This is a genomic window from Paenibacillus humicola (assembly GCF_028826105.1).
Classification (GTDB): domain Bacteria; phylum Bacillota; class Bacilli; order Paenibacillales; family Paenibacillaceae; genus Paenibacillus_Z; species Paenibacillus_Z humicola.
The window spans coordinates 1,564,533-1,580,413 of the sequence record NZ_JAQGPL010000001.1 but is presented as its reverse complement, the minus strand read 5'-3'; the positions used below and the strand labels follow the sequence as shown (position 1 = coordinate 1,580,413).

Genomic DNA, 15,881 nt, shown 5'->3' with positions numbered 1-15,881 from the left:
CTATAACGTTACGCGTTTGCGATCATAAGCCGATTCCAGGCATGCGTCGAGCACGCGCATGTTCGCCACGGCGTCCTCGGGCGTAAAGCGCGGCGGATGCTCGCCCCAAACGACGGCGGCAAAATCGTCCGCCTGCAGCGCATATTGATTCATCTCGGGCTGCGTCTCCTTGCGTTTGCCGTCCTTTGTGTGGACGTAATAAGTGCCGTCGCCGATATAGGCGTGCGGCAGCTCGATCCGGCCGTCGGTGCCTAATATTTCAAGCGTGTTGCGAAACGCCGCCCACATGCCGCAGTCGAACGTCAGCGCCACGCTGCCCGGAAATTCCACGAGCCCCGACGCCATCATGTCGACGTTGTCGTGCTTCGGCGACAGCAGCGCATGCACGGTAACCGCTTCCGGCTCCGTCTCCAAAATCAGCCTGGCCGCGCTGATCGGATAGCAGCCGACGTCGAACAGCCCGCCGCCTCCCCAATCTTTACGAAAACGCACATTGCTGTCGGCGGCGGCGTTATTGAACGTGAACGTGCCGTGTATGCCGCGCAGCTCGCCGATTTCGCCGCTCTTGATCAGCTCCTTGATGCGGTCGTAGCGGGGCTGGTGGCGGTACATGAACGCTTCGGCCAAATAGCGGCCCGTGCGGAGGCTTGTCTCGGCCATCCGCGCAGCCTCTTCGGCGTTCAGCGCGATCGGCTTCTCGCACAGCACGTGCTTGCCGGCTTCGAGCGCTTTGATCGTCCACTCCATATGCAAATGGTTCGGCAGCGGAATGTAAACGGCATCAATTTCGCCGTCGGCGAGAAGCTCTTCGTAGCTGCCGTACGTTTTCGGGATATTGAACCTGGCGGCAGTCTCCTCCGCCTTGGCGATTCCGCGGCTGGCAATCGCGGACACCTCGCCGGTCGCGGACTGCATAATGCCCGGGATAACAGAACGGATCGCGATACCCGCGCACCCGACGATACCCCAGCGTAATTTACGGGTCATGAACGATATGCACCTGCTTTTCTATTGGTTTTGGCAACATTATAGTCCAACCCGGTACAAGATGAAATAGAACATTATTGATGTCCGGTATCAAATAAGTGCCTTCATTCCATGCGACTGTATGGGACGCCTGCCGAATGACGGCCGGGCCGGCTGCCGCCACCCCATTACAGGATCGGCGACAGCAGCCTCGTGCATGATTCCCTGAACCGCTGCAGGCGCGGCCGCTTCCGGTATTCCTCGCTCGTCAGCTCCCTGCACAGCTTAAGATCCTCCTCGAACACGCCCTTCAGGCGGCAGGCCGTCCCGGTATCGTAAATGACCGCATTCACCTCGAAGTTGAGCTTGAAGCTGCGGATATCCACGTTCGCCGTGCCGACCGAGGCGACCTTTCCGTCCGCGACGATCATTTTGGCGTGCAGGAACCCTTTTTCGTACAGGTAGCATTTCATGCCCGCATCGAGCAGCTCGCCCAGGTAAGAGAACGACGCCCAGTACACCATCTTGTGGTCGGGCCTGCCCGGCAGCATGAGCCGGACGTCCACGCCGGAGAGCGCGGCCATTTTGAGCGCGGTGAGCAGACTTTCGTCCGGGATGAAATAAGGCGTCTGGATGAAGATCGTATCTTTCGCCGAATGGATCAGCTTGAGGTACACGTTCTTGATCTGTTCCGTCGTCTGGTTCGGTCCGCTCGATACGATCTGCACGCCGACCGTTCCGCCGCTCTTCAGGTCGGGAAACAGCACCGGGTCGTACCGTTCGATCAGCTTGTGCGGGGACGCCAGATTCCAGTCGAGCATGAACAGCGCCTGCATGTGCAGCACGCCGCCGCCGCGGATGCGCAGATGCGTATCCCGCCAATAGCCGAATCTGCGGTCGAGCCCCAAATATTCGTCGCCGACGTTAAAGCCGCCGATGTAGCCGATTTTGCCGTCGACGATGACGAGCTTCCGGTGGTTCCGGTAATTGACGCGGATATTGACGTAGGGAATGCGCGACGGAAAAAAAGCCGCCGCCTCGCCGCCCGCCCTTCGCAGCCCGTCGAAGAAATGCCGCGGCAGCCCCGAGCTGCCGATATCGTCGAACAAGAACCGGACCTGCACGCCTTGCGCGGCCTTGCGGGCCAGCGCCTCGACAAGTCTCGCTCCGAGCTTGTCGTTCTGGACGGTGTAATACATCAGATGGATATGATTCTCGGCATGCTCGATATCGCGGAAGAGCGCTTCGAACTTGTCGTTGCCCTCCGTAAAAATGTCGATCTCGTTGTTCTGCGTATAGAGCGCGTAGCCGCTGCTGAGGTTCATGTACATCATGTCCCGGTAATTCGCGGCTTCGGGATCGTTAAACACGATATCGTTGTTGCGGAAGTGCTCGCGCTGGCTGTCGATCAGCTCCAATATCGCCTGCCGGTTGCGCCGGTTAATGTTGTACAGCTTAAGATTGCTCAAGTTTTGCCCCAGAATCAAATAAATGCCGAAGCCCAGGACGGGAAAAAAAAGCAGCACCATGAGCCACGCCCACGTCGCGCTCACGTTGCGCCTTTCGAGCAGGATAACCGTTACCGCAAGCGGCACGTTGATAATGGTTAATACGGCATATACATTTTGCAGCAAGCTTTTCGCCGCCCCCCTGTACCTCTCTGTATGTCGCCCCACTATTATAAATGACTTTCGCGGCCGTAGCGAGCGGGCGGGAGAAAACTGGCGTGCGGACCCGTGACCAAGTATACTAAGAATTATGTTGAATCCGAAAAGATGAAGGTGAACGCGATGGAAGAAGACGTAAAGAGCGCTTACGAAACGCTCGGCCTCCCCGAAGAAGCCGCCAAGGAGGAGGTTGAGAAACGGTATTTCATTCTCATTCGCCGAGCAAGGGCGAGCCAGCAGCGCGAAGGGGGAGACCCCGCGGAGCATGAAACCGTTGACATTGACGAGGTCAACCGCGCCTACCGGCTCATCTTGGACATGGAGGAGCGGAAGCTGTCCGAAGCGTACAACGAGAAAGTGTACGGCAAATACCGGAAAATGGCCGGTTCCGCGCAGAAGGTCGATCATTTTTTCAGCTATTATAAATTTCATCTGCTCGGCGCGATCGCCGTCATCGCCTTGATTATTTACGGCATTAACGCCTACATCGATCACAAGCATAAGCAGGAGGAGCTGGCAAAGCTGCCGCCCGCCAATCTGGAAATTACGTTTTTCGGCAATTATTTAAGCAATGATACGTTTAATCCCGACCTGAAGCCGGTCGAAGACAAAATCGTGAGCCAGTTCCCGGACTGGAAGCGGGTGATCGCCCACCTGACGTACGTGCCGGCCCAAATTCAGACCGAGCAGGATACGGCGTTTATCCAGAAAAGCATCCTCGATCTGATCACGAACAAGTCCGACGTTTACGTGCTCGACAAGGCCAATTTCGCCAAGCTGGCCGCTCAGGGCGCGCTGAAGCCGCTCGGAAGCGGAGATACGGCCGCCCTGCAGCCGTATGCGGCGGACAAAGGACTGAAGGCAACGACCGAAGACGATCCGGCGGAAAAGGTGTACGGCATCGACATTACCGGCAGTCCGCTGATCAAGGAGCTTCAGGTCCGGGGCACGGAATATATCGCCGGCATCCGCGCCGACTCGACGCGGACGGCAAGCGCGGTGCAGTTCATCGAGCGCTATGCGTCGGCAAAGTAGCGCCGAACCCATGGAATGCCGGGTCGGCTGCGCCGCCTGCTGCATCGCCGTCTCGATCTCGTCTCCGATTCCCGGCATGCCGGACGGGAAACCGGCCGGGGTGCGCTGCGCCCAGCTGACGGCCGACAACGCGTGCAGGCTGTTCGGCAGGCCGGAGCGGCCCGCCGTCTGCGTCAGTCTGCAGGCGTCGCCGGACATGTGCGGCAGCACGAACGCGGAAGCGTTCGCCTATCTCGAAGCGCTCGAGAACGCGACGCGGCCGCGACGTTTGTAATCCGCCATTGCAGTTATGCGCCGCCCGCCAATAAGCTGTCAAAGCCCGCTGACCGCGGCTCGACGCCCAACTTTCGGCCGATAGATGAAGAGGACTCCTGCCGTCCATGACGGAAGAGTCCTCTTCTATTTGACGACAAACTTCACCTTCGTGCCTTCCGGATAGTCGTCCAGCTGATGGCTGACCCACGACCCGGCTCCGCGGTTGTCCGCCGGGTGTATGTAAGCGATGTTCGCGCCGCTCCCGCCTTCCGCGCACATCGCCATCGGCCACTCGTCGCGGTCGTAGCCTTTTTTCGCCGGGACGTCTTGCAGCGATTCCTTCCGGTGTTCGTCCGCATCCTTGCGGTCGATCGTGCACACCTGCGGCTGTCCGGCGCGTATCGCGTTTTGGATATGCCGCGCGGTTTCCGGGTACCGTTCGGAAGGGAACGCGAGCGCGACGACACGAATTTCGGGCGAGGTCGGCGCCGGCGGCCGATGGGATTCCCGGAATCCGTAAACCACGGCCGCTAATGCCGCCAGAAGTAAGACAGACAGATGCTTTACGCGCATATTAACCCTCCGGCTCGTCACGATGCGACCCATTATATCATAAAAAAAGCCGGGTGAAGCCGGATGACCCGAATTTGAAACGCGGCGATCCCCCTAATTGCCGGAGCAGCAAAAGAAGCCCGCCGGGGTGATCCCCGGCAGGCTGCATGGTACAGGCTATTCGTTTAGTCGAACTTGACCAAATCGGCGACGCGCACCGGCAGACCCGTCCGGATCGCCTTGTTCGCCGCGATGCCGGTCAGGATCGACTTGGCGCCGTCGATATGGTTCGCCCGGCGGCGGAACGGATCGTCGACCGGCGTGCCGAAAATGTCGTTCAGCAGCACGGGGTCGCCGCCGCCGTGCCCGCCTTTGCCTTCCTCGACCTCCGGCTCGTAGGGCGCGCCGAACATCGGGTAGACGACGATCGTTTTATTTTTGAGCGCCCCTTCCTTCGATTTGTCGCCGCCGGAATTGACGTAGGACTGCTCGACAATCGTCATTTCGAGCCGTCCCTTGCTGCCGTTGAACGCGATGCGGTAGCCTTCCCACGGCATGTAGGCGTTTAGGGAATAGGTCAAAATCGCATTGTTCTTATAGCGGACCATGACACCCATCGTGTCCTCGATGTTGATGCCGTCGCCGAAGACGCTTTGGTCGCGGCGGTAGCCGTCCTCATGCTCGGCGTCGAGATACATCGCCTTCAGATTCGGATTTTGGTCCAGATGCAGCGCGAAATGATCCTCCGCCGCGATCGGATTGCCGGTCGACCGCTCATAGAACTGCGTGATCCCGCGCTTCTCGGCGTTTTCGCGGCCGTAAAACATCAAATCGCCGAAGGCGAATACGGTTTCGGGCTCCGAGCCGATCCAGAAATTGACGAGGTCGAAATGGTGCGTCGATTTGTGCACGAGCAGGCCGCCGCTGTTGCGCTTGTCGCGGTGCCACCGGCGGAAATAGTCCGCGCCGTGCCGCGTGTTGAGCAGCCATTCGAAGTGAACCGAATGCACGTCCCCGATGGCGCCCGACGCGATAATTTCGCGCGCTTTCGTATGGTGCGGCGCGTACCGGTAGTTGAAGGTGACCCGCACGTTGCGGCCCGTCCGCTTGACGGCGTCCAGAATGTCCTGGCATTTTCTCTCGTCGACCGTCATCGGCTTTTCCGTAATGACGTCGCAGCCAAGCTCCATCGCCCGGATAATGTACGTATGATGCGTCCGATCGACGCTCGTCACGATGACCGCGTCCGGCTTTTCCTTCTCGATCATTTCATCGAATTGATCGATCTTGTACGTCCGTACGGCATGATAGCCGTATTTGTCCGTCAGCAGCCGGTTGGCGTAGTCCATCCGCGTTTGGTTGATGTCGCAAAATGCCGTCAGCTCCGACGTCTCGTTGAACATCGTCGCGATCGCGGAATAGAAAAACTGCGCCCGGCCTCCCGTTCCGACCTGCACATACTTTTTCTTCTGCATTCCTGTCCAGTCCTCCCGAAAGATCATAATAATAGATGAACGAATGCATTCAGATTAGCGCAAATCGCGCCATATTTCGCCGCAATTATTGACTGAATGAGCAAAACCCCGCATAATTTGCGTTATACGTACCGATTCCTTATTTGGGAGGCCGCAATCATGACCCGGCAAATGCTGCTCGAATCGAGAGATTCGCTGTTCACGGTCGAATACGCCAAGCGCTCCTCGTCTTACCAGATGCAGACCGACCATTACCACAGCTTCTACGAAATGTACATCCTGCTCGCCGGCAAACGGCGTTATTTCATCCGGGACCGGTCCTACGTCATCGAGCAGGGCGACCTCGTGCTGATCAACAAAAGGGATTTTCATAAAACGACGGGCGAAGGCGGATCGTCCCCGCACGAGCGGATCGTCATTTACTTCTACGAGTCTTTTCTCCGCCAGCTGTACAAGGCCGATGCGGATTTCCTGCTTGCGCCGTTCAAGTCGGGCCATCCCGTATGCCGGCTGCCGCTGAAGGAGCGCCGCCAGGCGGAGCAGCTGTCCGCCACGATTTTGCACGAGCTCCGAACGCAGGCGCCCGGCTGCGAGCTTGCCGCCCGGCAGGCGTTTATCGACCTGCTGCTGCTTGCGGCCCGCCACGCCGGCCGGAGCGACGCGGACATGCAGGAAGCCGACAAACCGGTTTACCGGAAAATGTCCGACGTCGCCAAATTTATCAACGCTCATTACGCCGAACCGCTGACCCTCGAGCTGCTGGCCGGCCATTTTCATATGAGTCCGTATTATTTGAGCCGTTCGTTCAAGCAGGCGACCGGCCTCCCGCTGACCGAATTTATCAATATTGCTCGCGTCAAGGCCGCGGAGCAGCTGCTGAAGGAGAGCGGCATGAGCATCCTCGAGGTCGGAGCGGCGGTCGGCTACAACAATTTCTCCCATTTCGGGAAAATGTTCAAAAAGCTGACGAACGTTTCGCCGCGCGAGTACCGCAAAAGGTAAACCGCCGGCTTCCGGTCCTATGCCCGGTTGCGGTATTTCAGCGGCGTCGTGCCGACGATCCGTTTGAACAGGTGGATAAAATACGGCGCGCCCGGCAGTCCGACCTCCGCCCCGATCCGCTCGACCGGCAGGGAGGTCGTCTGCAGTAACCGGCACGCCTGCCTGATCCGGCGGACGGCCAAATAGTCGGAAATGCTGCCGCCCGTCTCGCGCCGGAACAGGCGGGACACGTAACTTTTGGACAGATGAAGCTCGCCGGCGAGCCGCTCCAGATCGAATTCCTCCCGGTAATGCTCCTCGATCCAGTGCATGATCGTTTCCGAATACCGCATCGGACGCCGCGGCGCAGTCTGCTCGCCTGCGGCGTCCGGCGTTTCGGCGCGATTTTCCGCAATGCAGGTCATCAGCTGCGCCAGCAGCAGCGACGTTTCCTCCGGCGAATCCCCTTGTCCCGCCCCGCGGGCGCGTTCGTACGTGGCGAAAATGCGCTCGATCCGGGACTTGTCCGCTCCGAACGCGTAAGCCCGTTCCTTCCGGCTTCCCCGGCATAACTCGGCGAACAGCTGCCTGCGCGCGGGAAACACGCGAAGCAGGTCCTCCATCGGAAGCGGGTCGACGTACAAGATCGTCCGCTCGTACGGCCGCTCGGGACTGACGCTCACGTTGATGTTGTGCAGCTCGAACGGCTGGAACGCGAACAGCATGCCGCCCGTCAGCTCGTAATGCTGCCGGTTGACGATGACCGTCCCCCGCCCCTCGTGCACGAACAGCAGCTCGCAGCATTGATGCCAGTGATAATAGCCGCGGTAGCCCCCTTCCGACCGGACGCGGTACGTCCACTCGAGCGGCCGGCCGCCGAAATAGACCGGATCGAACGATTTGTTCATGCGGCGGTGCCCTCCTTCGAGAACAATATAGCGATATTTTCCGTAATTGTACCGCAACTTTCGGCGGACGGGGAGCGGTATAATCGTGAAAGCGGTTTAATACGAAAGGAGAGACGGTGCATGGACAGGTTGAATGCAGCCGAGCTGATGGCGCGAGTGGAAGCGAAGGTGGACCGGATGATCGGGCAGATCGGCGACAAATGCCCCCATTTTGCGGGAAAGGAAGGCGTCTACGACAATACGTCCCTCGAATGGTGGACGTCCGGCTTCTGGCCGGGTCTGCTCTGGGTGATGCACGGCGTCACGGGCAAGGCCCATTACAAAGAAGCGGCCTGGCATTGGGACGAGCGGCTGGAGCGCTGGTTCATCGCCCCGGACGGCCAGCTCCACCACGACGTCGGGTTTCAATTTCTGCCGACGGCCGTTATTAAATACAAGGAAACGGGTGACAAGGACGGGCTGCGCAGAGGTCTGGAGGCGGCAAACTATCTCGCCGGGCGGTTTAACCCCGCCGGCAATTTCATCCGGGCGTGGAACGGCGACCGCATCGGCTGGGCGATCGTCGACTGCATGATGAACATTCCGCTGCTGTTCTGGGCGAGCGAGATTTCGCAGGACCCGAGATTCAAGCACATTGCCATGCGGCACGCGGATACGGCGCTGCGGGTGTCCGTCCGCGACGACGGCTCGGTCAATCATATCGTCTCCTTCGATCCGGAGAGCGGCGAATTTATCGAAGCGATCGGCGGCCAGGGCCTCGCGGCCGATTCCGCCTGGAGCCGGGGGACGGCGTGGGGACTGCACGGCTTCGCGCTCGCGTACCGCTGGACCGGCGAAGTCCGCTATCTGAATGCGGCGAAACGAATCGCGCATTATTTCCTGGCCGCGCTGCCCGAGGACAGCGTTCCATACTGGGATTTCCGGCTGGAATCGACGGACGGGGAGCCGCGCGACAGCTCCGCTGCGGCAATCGCCGCTTCCGGCCTGCTGGAAATCGCGGAGTCGGTGCCCGCGGCGGAACGCAGCCTTTACGCCGGCGCCGCGGAGCGCATTTTGCTGTCGCTGACGGAGCGTTACGCAACCTGGGACCTTCCCGCTCACGAGGCCATTCTGACCGCGGCGACGGGGCACCGGCCGGCCGGCAATTTTATCGACGGCTCCCTTATTTACGGCGATTATTATTACGTGGAGGCGATTGCCAAGCTCTGCGGCTGGCGCAGCCGGGTGTTCGCGCCGGTTCGGGCGTAAGCGGGCTTTCCGCCGGCAACGCCTTGTGCCCGCACGGCCGTATAAATACGCAGCAGAACAACCCCCTTCGTCAGCCGAAGGGGGTTGTCCGGTTCCGGGCTCGCGACCCCGCCCTTAATGGGTTCGAGTCGCCGGTGCCGGACTCGCGATCCCGCACTTAATGGGTTCGAGCCGCCGGTGCCGGGCTTGCGATCCCGCGCTTAATGGGTTCGAGCCGCCGGTGCCGAAGAGCGGCCCGGCCGTTCGAACAGCACCGCGAGCAGTAGAATGACAATTCCGACGTTGAGCGAAATGTCTGCGACGTTCATGACGCCGCCATGCAATCTCAGCTGGATGAAATCCGTTACGCGGCCCGACAGCGCGCGGTCGATCGCATTGCCGACCGCCCCGCCGACATAAAAGGCGGTGCCGGTCTCCATCCAGCGTCCTCTAAGCTTGCCTTTGCTGCGAAAATAAAGAACGACCGCAACGATCAGCACGGCGAAGGGGACGAACCACCGGCCGTGTCCCTCGAACGAGCTGCCGGCGGCTCCTGTATTTTCCACGCGGATGATAGGAATGATGCCATCCAGCACCCGGGACGATTCCCCGATCGACAGATGAAAGCGAACCCACCATTTGGTCAATTGGTCGGCGTCGATCGCCAAAGCGGCAAGCACATAAAAATACAATTGAACCAAGCCTCCTTAAACGAAAGGCCCCCCTACCGATTTTAACATGAAACCGCCGCCGAAAAAAAACGCTGGAGCCGGTTCCGGCAGCGCCGCGGCTGCGGATGTAGCCGGTGAACCTCCTGAAAAAAATCCGGGCTATCGTCCCGATGAAGGTCGACAGCCCGGATTTTGCGTTTTATGGAACCTGACGTTTAAAGCCGCCCGGCCGAAGCCGATGTATTGAAGGCTCGCAGCAGCGTGCGCCGGTTCGGGCGGACGTCGTGCGCCTCCCGCAGGCTGCGCGCCAGCAGCTCGCCGTCGACGCCGAGCTGCGCCGGCTCTGCCGGCCCGCCTGCCTGGCGAAGCAGTCCGCGGATCGTTTCGGGCCGCGGCACCAGCTCGAGCGCCTGACGGATGTCGCCGGCCTGCGCCGGGAAATTCGCGTCGAGAAAGCCCCCGTCCGCAAGCGAATGGTACAGCTGTGAAATTTCGGCGCATGCCGCGCCGACCTTCGCGCCGTGCAGCAGCTGGCGCTTGCCGAGCCGCAAATATTCCATCTCCCAGTAATGCGACAGATGGTGCTCGGCGCCCGAGGCCGGATGGGACTGCCCGAACAGCAGCATCGCAAAGCCGGATTCGATCAGCGCGGAAATCAGGACGCGGATGCCCTCCGGATCCCGGCGGCCGATTTGCTCGGCGTGATCGACGCACATTTGCAGCGCGCCTCTCGTAATGGAGGCGACCGCTTCCGAATAAGGCTCGCCGCCGGTCAGGCTGCCGAATTTCCAGTCGAACAGGGACGTATATTTGCCGAGCATATCGCCGAAGCCCGCCGCCGCCATCGCGGCCGGCGCTTTCGTCAGCACGTCGAGATCGGCGAAAATCGCGTCCGGTCCGATGGCAGGGATCGTAATCTTCTCCCCGCGGATGACGAGCGGAGCTCCCTTCGAGTTGAAGCCGTCGACGGACGGCGCCGTCGGCACCGATACGAACGGAATGCCCGTCGTATAGGCCGCATACCGCGAAATATCGTGAATCGTTCCCGAGCCTGCGGCGACCACAACCTCGGCCGAACGGCTCTGAATGTCCAGCATCAGCTGCACGAGCGAAGCCTCGTCGGCAATGACGTCGCCCTGCCGGTCCGGCTTGATCAGCGTTGCATGCGCGTCGATGCCGGCCGCCGCGATCGCTTCTTGCAGCGCTTGTCCGGCCGCCGCATAGGTGTTGGCATCCGCCGCGACGATCACTCGGCGGCAGCCTTTTTCCTTCAGGTACGGCGCGACGCGGCGGATCGCTCCCGCTTCGATGGCGACGGGATCGATTTCGATCGCCCGGATGGCGTCGGCGTCGAAAGAGCCGGACGCCGCCTGCTTGATTTTCGTTAACAGCTCAGACATGACCTGTTCCCTCATTTCGGCTTGTATTGCTTTCATTGTCTCCGCGTTTGGCTTCGCTTGTCAACGATTGTTTATTTTTATCGGCGTTTGCATTCGGCGTTATTCGCACGCCCTATTTTTTCGTTTGTTGATGCGCCGCTTCACCCGTTGTCCGCCGTCAATACCTGCAGCGAGGAAAGACCGCGCAGCAGGCTCCGGTCCGCCTTCGGATCGGTGACGAGCGTGTGCACCGCTTTGGCCGGCACGGAGGTGGCGATCGAGCGCCTGCCCAGCTTCGTGTGGTCAAGCAGCGCCACGACGCGGGCCGCGTTGGCCGCCATCGCTTTTTTCAGCTCGGCCTCGTGCAGGCTGAAATCGGTCATCCCCTCCAGCACCGTGAAGCCTTCGGCCGATGTAAAAAAGACGTCCGCATGCACTTCGTTCAAAATGCTGCGGCCGAGCACCCCTTCGACCGTCCCGGAGCCCGGCCGCAGCACGCCGCCGATCAGAATGACGTTAATGCGCGGGTTGCGGCCAAGCTCCATCGCCGCCTCCAGCCCGTTCGTCACCACCGTCAGAAAATCGCGCTCGGCCAGCGCCTTCGCCAGCTCCAGCACCGTCGAGCTGGCGTCGAGCAGAATGCACTGTCCCTGCTTTACGAGCTCCGCCGCCCGGCGGCCGATGGCGCGCTTCTCCTCGTGATTCAGCTCGCTGCGCGACGGGATCCGCTGCTCATGAAGGCTTGTCTTCACGCGCGGCGGCACCGCTCCGCCGTGCGTCCGTTCGAGCAGGCCCTCCTCCTCCATAATTTTCAGGTCGGTCCGCAGCGTCCCTTCGGAAACGCCAAGCTCACGGGACAGCTCCTTCACCACGATTTGCCTCGACTGCTGCAGCAGCTGCATAATTTTCTCTCTGCGCTGGGGAGCGAACATGCCGGATCCTCCATTCGTGTTCGTTTCGTCCCAGTATAACCGAAAACGCCGCCATTTGACAGCAAACGTCAGCAAATGAAAGCGGCCGATTCATGGAAAGAGAATACCAAGACGCATGCATGACCGCAAGCGAATCGCCCGGCAAAATTCGGCGCATACATAATTGCCGGGCGCTTTGGCTCATGCTATTAACGCGGAATCGTACCGACTGTCCGCATGCGACGAAAGGAGCCCTGATTCGATGACGACATCCCAACGGAGGCGCGAAAGCGCCTGGAAAAGCCGCAAGCAGAACCCGCAGCCGCACGGCAAAATCAAGTCGCTTGCCGAGTTGTCCGATGAAGGCACATCAGGTGCCGCAGGCTTCCAAAACCGGGAGCTTCACGAGTAGCCGCCGTACGCAAGCAGCCGTATGGACCGTAACGAAAAAGGCCCCGGCAGCAAGCGCCTAAAGCGCTTGACTGCCCGGGGCCTTCCCATACCCAACCCGAATCTCCTCCGGAGCCTTCAGTCGAAATAGACCGCTTTGCCGGTGCGGGACGATTCGTATACCGCTTCGAGAATTTCGGAGACGACAAGCGCCTGCTCCGGCTTGACGACAAGCTCCTTGTCGTTCATGACGGCATCGATCCACATGCGCGCTTCCAGCTCGCCCGGATCCTCGCTCGTGCCTTCGTAGAACGCCACGCCGCCGCTCGAAAGCTCGATTTCCTTGACGTACAGGCGGCTGTTCTCTTCGCCGTTGATGCGCAGGCCGCCTTTCATATCCGCGCCCGCCTTCGTACCGCACAGCGTCACCTTCGCTTCGTCGACCTCCAGCGAGTTGAGCGCCCAGCTCGATTCGAGGATGATCGTAGCGCCGTTCTCCATCGTAATCATCGCAAAGGCGGAATCCTCGACCGTAAATTTCGCCGGATCCCATGGCCCCCAAGCGTTCGCCGAGTTCTCGTTCTGCGACAGCTTGTGGAATGCGCGGCCGAGCACCGCTTTCGGCTTGTAATTGTCCATCATCCACAGCGCCAGGTCCAGCGCATGCGTGCCGATATCGATAAGCGGTCCTCCGCCCTGCTTCTCCTCGTCGAGAAAAACGCCCCAGGTCGGTACGGCGCGGCGGCGAATGGCGTGCGCCTTCGCAAAATAGATCTCGCCCAGCTCGTCCTTGCGGCACGCTTCCTTCAGGAAGCGGCTGTCGGCGCGGTAACGGTTCTGGTAGCCGATGCTCAGCTTCTTGCCGGTGCGGCGCGCCGCCTCGAGCATCCGGCGGGCGTCTTCGGCCGTCTTGGCCATCGGCTTCTCGCACAGCACATGCTTGCCCGCTTCGAGCGCGGCGATGGAGATGTCCGCATGAGCGTCGTTCGGCGTGCAGACGTGAACGACATCGATCGAGCCGTCCCGCAGCAGCTCATGATAATCGCTATATACGCGGGCATCCGGATTCCCATATTGCTGCTTCGCCGCTTCGGCGCGTTCGATGACCAAATCGCAGAATGCGACCATTTCGGCATCCTGCACCTTCGCAAGACTCGGCATATGCTTGCCATTGGCGATTCCGCCGCAGCCGATAATCCCTACGCGTACTTTCGACATACGCTTTCCAACCTCCAGTTCGAATCAAAAAAATGGCGCCTTTTTCGGCTGTGTGCTTGATTAGTTTGACCAACACACACTAGAATAAGTATAGTTCATTCCGATTTCGAAAAAACAGGTTCTAAATTGGCGATGCTTTTATGCGATTTTGCTGTCATGGGGTGGTAGCGTGGAGTTCTACAATGAGAAGGTAGCCTATGAGAATCCTTTGTTGTCGCTCCGGATTTTTCAATCGCAGCGCAACCACGACTTTTTTATAAATTGGCATTATCACCGCGAAATCGAGCTGCTGCTGATCAACGATGGCACACTGGACGTGTATGTTGACGACAGCTGCATCCGCCTTGCGGGCGGCGACGTCGCCATCATCGGCGCCCGGGAGTTGCACCGCGACCGCAGCCTCGGCGAACCGCTCAGCTACATTGTGCTGCAGCTGGATATTGAGCAATTTTTCGACCACAGCTCGATGCCCTATATGCGATTTTTCTCCGAAACGAAAAATCCGCTCAGCCGGGCCAACTACATTTTCCGGGAAAATGCGGCCGCGCGGGACGAAGCGGCGTCGTGCATCCGCGGCATCCTGAAGGAAGTCACGAACAAAATAACCGGCTACGAGCTGGCCGTCAGCATGATCGTCAAGCAGCTGCTGCTGCTGCTCATTCGCAATGATACGAAGAAAGCGCTTGCGGAGCATGAGGATTTCGACCGGGCGCGGCTGCGGGCCGTGCTGGACTTCGTGGAGGAGCATCTCACGGACCGGATTCAGGTGGAGGAAGTGTGCAAGCTGGCCAACATGAGCTATTATTACTTCGTCAAATTTTTCAAGAAAGCGATCGGGCTCTCGTTCACCGAATACGTCAATTACCGGAAAATCAAGCGGGCGGAACGGATACTGCTCACGAAGGACCTCAGCGTGTCCGAGGTTGGCGACCGGATCGGCATGCCAAACATGGCCCATTTCTATAAGATGTTCAAAAAATATAACGACTGCTCGCCAAAGCAGTTCCAGAAGCGGATGCTCGCCTGGAACCGGCAGTAGCCTACAGGCGTTATTTCCGAGGAGGTTTACCCTTGAGCTTGATCGTGAACGCCAATCTGGCCCTGCGTTTTCTGCTCGAGCTGTCCGCCGTGGCGTCGCTTTGCTATTGGGGATTCCACAACGGAAGCAGTCTCGCCGCCAAAACGATGCTGGGCATCGGCTCGCCGCTGCTCGCCGCCGTCGCCTGGGGCGCCTTCGTCTCACCGAAAGCGGCGATTCCCGTATCCGCGCCGCTGCGGCTGCTGGTCGAGGTGGCATTGTTTCTGCTCGCCGCCGCAGCGCTTTTCGCAGCCGGCCGCGATACGCTCGGCAGCACCCTGGTCATACTGGCATTCGCCAGCCGCATCCTTATGTTTTTGCTCAACTGACGTCGTTTCCATACAAAAAGCCCGGCTGCCGGTCATTTCGGCGCGCCGAGCTTCTTGGGCCGTACGAGCTTGTAGCCAACGCCGCGGATCGATTCGATTTGCACCGAATTTTGTCCGAGCTCCAGCTTCTTGCGGAGCGAGCTGACGTGTACGTCGACGGTCCGCTGTCCGCCGATGTAATCGAAGCCCCAGACGACGTTCATCAGATCGTCGCGCGTAATGACCATGCCGGGCCGCTGCACCAAATACAGCAGCACCTCGAATTCCTTCGGGCGCAGCGACACGATTTCTCCGCTTAGAATAACCTCATATTTCTCGGGATATATCGACAATTCCCCGATCGTGATGACCTTCTCCTGCGATTCCGCGGGCTTGCCGTCTTCCAGGCTTGTCCGCCGCAGCACGGCCGAGACGCGTGCCAGCAGCTCCGCGACGCCGAACGGCTTCGTAATATAATCGTCGGCGCCGCGCTTCAGCCCCTGCACGACTTCCTCCTCCGCGTTGCGCGCCGTCAGCACGATGACCGGCGTCGTAATCCCGCTCTGCCGGAGCCGCGACAAAATATCGAACCCGTTGATTCCGGGCAGCATGATGTCCAAAATAATCAAATCGAACGTCCGCTGCATCGCCGTCTGCAGGCCTTCCGCGCCATGGTCGATGACCGTCACGTCGTATCCTTCCTGCGACAGATTGTACGAAAGCAGTCTGGCCAGTGTCGGTTCGTCTTCGATGACCAAAATTTTTTGCGGCATGAATACCCCCAGCTTTCGTTAGCTTCTTTCAACGTTCGTTTACAAACTTATCATATCATTACTGCGTTACCGGGGTAAACCAATTTG

At 59.7% G+C, this 15,881-nt stretch carries 17 protein-coding genes; 7 read left to right on the top strand and 10 right to left on the bottom strand.

Annotation, left to right across the window (positions count from 1 at the left end; translation table 11 throughout):
* Both PD282_RS07380 and cls read right to left on the bottom strand, forming a co-directional pair.
* Positions 1-987 (bottom strand): Gfo/Idh/MocA family protein, encoded by a 987-nt coding sequence (locus PD282_RS07380; protein WP_274649708.1) that lies wholly within the window; start codon positions 985-987, stop codon positions 1-3.
* A 167-nt stretch (positions 988-1,154) separates the two neighbouring features.
* On the bottom strand, positions 1,155-2,600 hold the full coding sequence (cls, locus tag PD282_RS07375; protein WP_274649707.1) for a cardiolipin synthase: 1,446 nt from the start codon (positions 2,598-2,600) through the stop codon (positions 1,155-1,157).
* Positions 2,601-2,756: 156 nt separating this feature from the next.
* Between cls and PD282_RS07370 the strand changes: the two genes are divergently transcribed.
* Together PD282_RS07370 and PD282_RS07365 are read left to right on the top strand one after the other, a co-directional pair.
* Positions 2,757-3,668 carry a J domain-containing protein gene (locus tag PD282_RS07370; protein WP_274649706.1) on the top strand — a complete coding sequence of 304 codons (912 nt, stop codon included), beginning with the start codon at positions 2,757-2,759 and terminating at the stop codon, positions 3,666-3,668.
* A gap of 10 nt (positions 3,669-3,678) precedes the next feature.
* Positions 3,679-3,942 (top strand): YkgJ family cysteine cluster protein, encoded by a 264-nt coding sequence (locus PD282_RS07365; RefSeq protein WP_274649704.1) that lies wholly within the window; start codon positions 3,679-3,681, stop codon positions 3,940-3,942.
* Between the two features lie 125 nt (positions 3,943-4,067).
* Here the strand turns inward: PD282_RS07365 and PD282_RS07360 are convergent, their stop codons facing one another.
* Both PD282_RS07360 and PD282_RS07355 read right to left on the bottom strand, forming a co-directional pair.
* Entirely contained in the window at positions 4,068-4,496 is a 429-nt protein-coding gene (locus PD282_RS07360) for a NucA/NucB deoxyribonuclease domain-containing protein (protein ID WP_274649702.1), read from the bottom strand.
* 164 nt (positions 4,497-4,660) lie between these two features.
* Entirely contained in the window at positions 4,661-5,950 is a 1,290-nt protein-coding gene (locus tag PD282_RS07355) for a Gfo/Idh/MocA family protein (protein WP_274649700.1), read from the bottom strand.
* A gap of 159 nt (positions 5,951-6,109) precedes the next feature.
* Between PD282_RS07355 and PD282_RS07350 the strand changes: the two genes are divergently transcribed.
* Entirely contained in the window at positions 6,110-6,952 is an 843-nt protein-coding gene (locus PD282_RS07350; protein ID WP_274649699.1) for an AraC family transcriptional regulator, read from the top strand.
* A 17-nt stretch (positions 6,953-6,969) separates the two neighbouring features.
* Here the strand turns inward: PD282_RS07350 and PD282_RS07345 are convergent, their stop codons facing one another.
* Positions 6,970-7,839: an AraC family transcriptional regulator gene (locus tag PD282_RS07345; RefSeq protein ID WP_274649698.1), complete on the bottom strand. Its 870-nt coding sequence runs from the start codon at positions 7,837-7,839 to the stop codon at positions 6,970-6,972.
* A gap of 120 nt (positions 7,840-7,959) precedes the next feature.
* Here PD282_RS07345 and PD282_RS07340 point away from each other — a divergent pair, with 120 nt between their 5' ends.
* Positions 7,960-9,087, top strand: coding sequence for a glycoside hydrolase family 88 protein (locus PD282_RS07340; protein ID WP_274649696.1), 1,128 nt, complete (start codon positions 7,960-7,962; stop codon positions 9,085-9,087).
* 200 nt (positions 9,088-9,287) lie between these two features.
* On the opposite strand, the gene lspA is transcribed toward PD282_RS07340, so the two are convergent.
* From lspA to PD282_RS07325, 3 genes are all read right to left on the bottom strand, one after another.
* Complete coding sequence (gene lspA, locus PD282_RS07335) at positions 9,288-9,758, bottom strand: signal peptidase II (RefSeq protein ID WP_274649695.1); 471 nt, start codon at positions 9,756-9,758, stop codon at positions 9,288-9,290.
* A gap of 194 nt (positions 9,759-9,952) precedes the next feature.
* Positions 9,953-11,137, bottom strand: coding sequence for a sn-glycerol-1-phosphate dehydrogenase (locus PD282_RS07330; RefSeq protein WP_274649694.1), 1,185 nt, complete (start codon positions 11,135-11,137; stop codon positions 9,953-9,955).
* A gap of 140 nt (positions 11,138-11,277) precedes the next feature.
* Positions 11,278-12,048 carry a DeoR/GlpR family DNA-binding transcription regulator gene (locus tag PD282_RS07325; protein ID WP_274649693.1) on the bottom strand — a complete coding sequence of 257 codons (771 nt, stop codon included), beginning with the start codon at positions 12,046-12,048 and terminating at the stop codon, positions 11,278-11,280.
* A 241-nt stretch (positions 12,049-12,289) separates the two neighbouring features.
* On the opposite strand from PD282_RS07325, the gene PD282_RS07320 reads away from it, so the two are divergent.
* Complete coding sequence (locus PD282_RS07320) at positions 12,290-12,439, top strand: DUF6254 family protein (RefSeq protein ID WP_274649692.1); 150 nt, start codon at positions 12,290-12,292, stop codon at positions 12,437-12,439.
* A gap of 116 nt (positions 12,440-12,555) precedes the next feature.
* Here the strand turns inward: PD282_RS07320 and PD282_RS07315 are convergent, their stop codons facing one another.
* Positions 12,556-13,635: a Gfo/Idh/MocA family protein gene (locus PD282_RS07315; RefSeq protein ID WP_274649690.1), complete on the bottom strand. Its 1,080-nt coding sequence runs from the start codon at positions 13,633-13,635 to the stop codon at positions 12,556-12,558.
* A gap of 169 nt (positions 13,636-13,804) precedes the next feature.
* Between PD282_RS07315 and PD282_RS07310 the strand changes: the two genes are divergently transcribed.
* On the top strand, positions 13,805-14,674 hold the full coding sequence (locus PD282_RS07310; protein WP_274649689.1) for a helix-turn-helix domain-containing protein: 870 nt from the start codon (positions 13,805-13,807) through the stop codon (positions 14,672-14,674).
* A 32-nt stretch (positions 14,675-14,706) separates the two neighbouring features.
* Positions 14,707-15,042 (top strand): YrdB family protein, encoded by a 336-nt coding sequence (locus PD282_RS07305; protein ID WP_274649688.1) that lies wholly within the window; start codon positions 14,707-14,709, stop codon positions 15,040-15,042.
* Positions 15,043-15,074: 32 nt separating this feature from the next.
* Here PD282_RS07305 and PD282_RS07300 read toward each other — a convergent pair whose 3' ends face one another.
* Positions 15,075-15,794, bottom strand: a complete 720-nt coding sequence (locus PD282_RS07300) for a response regulator transcription factor (protein WP_274649687.1) — start codon at positions 15,792-15,794, stop codon at positions 15,075-15,077.
* Positions 15,795-15,881: the final 87 nt, after the last annotated feature.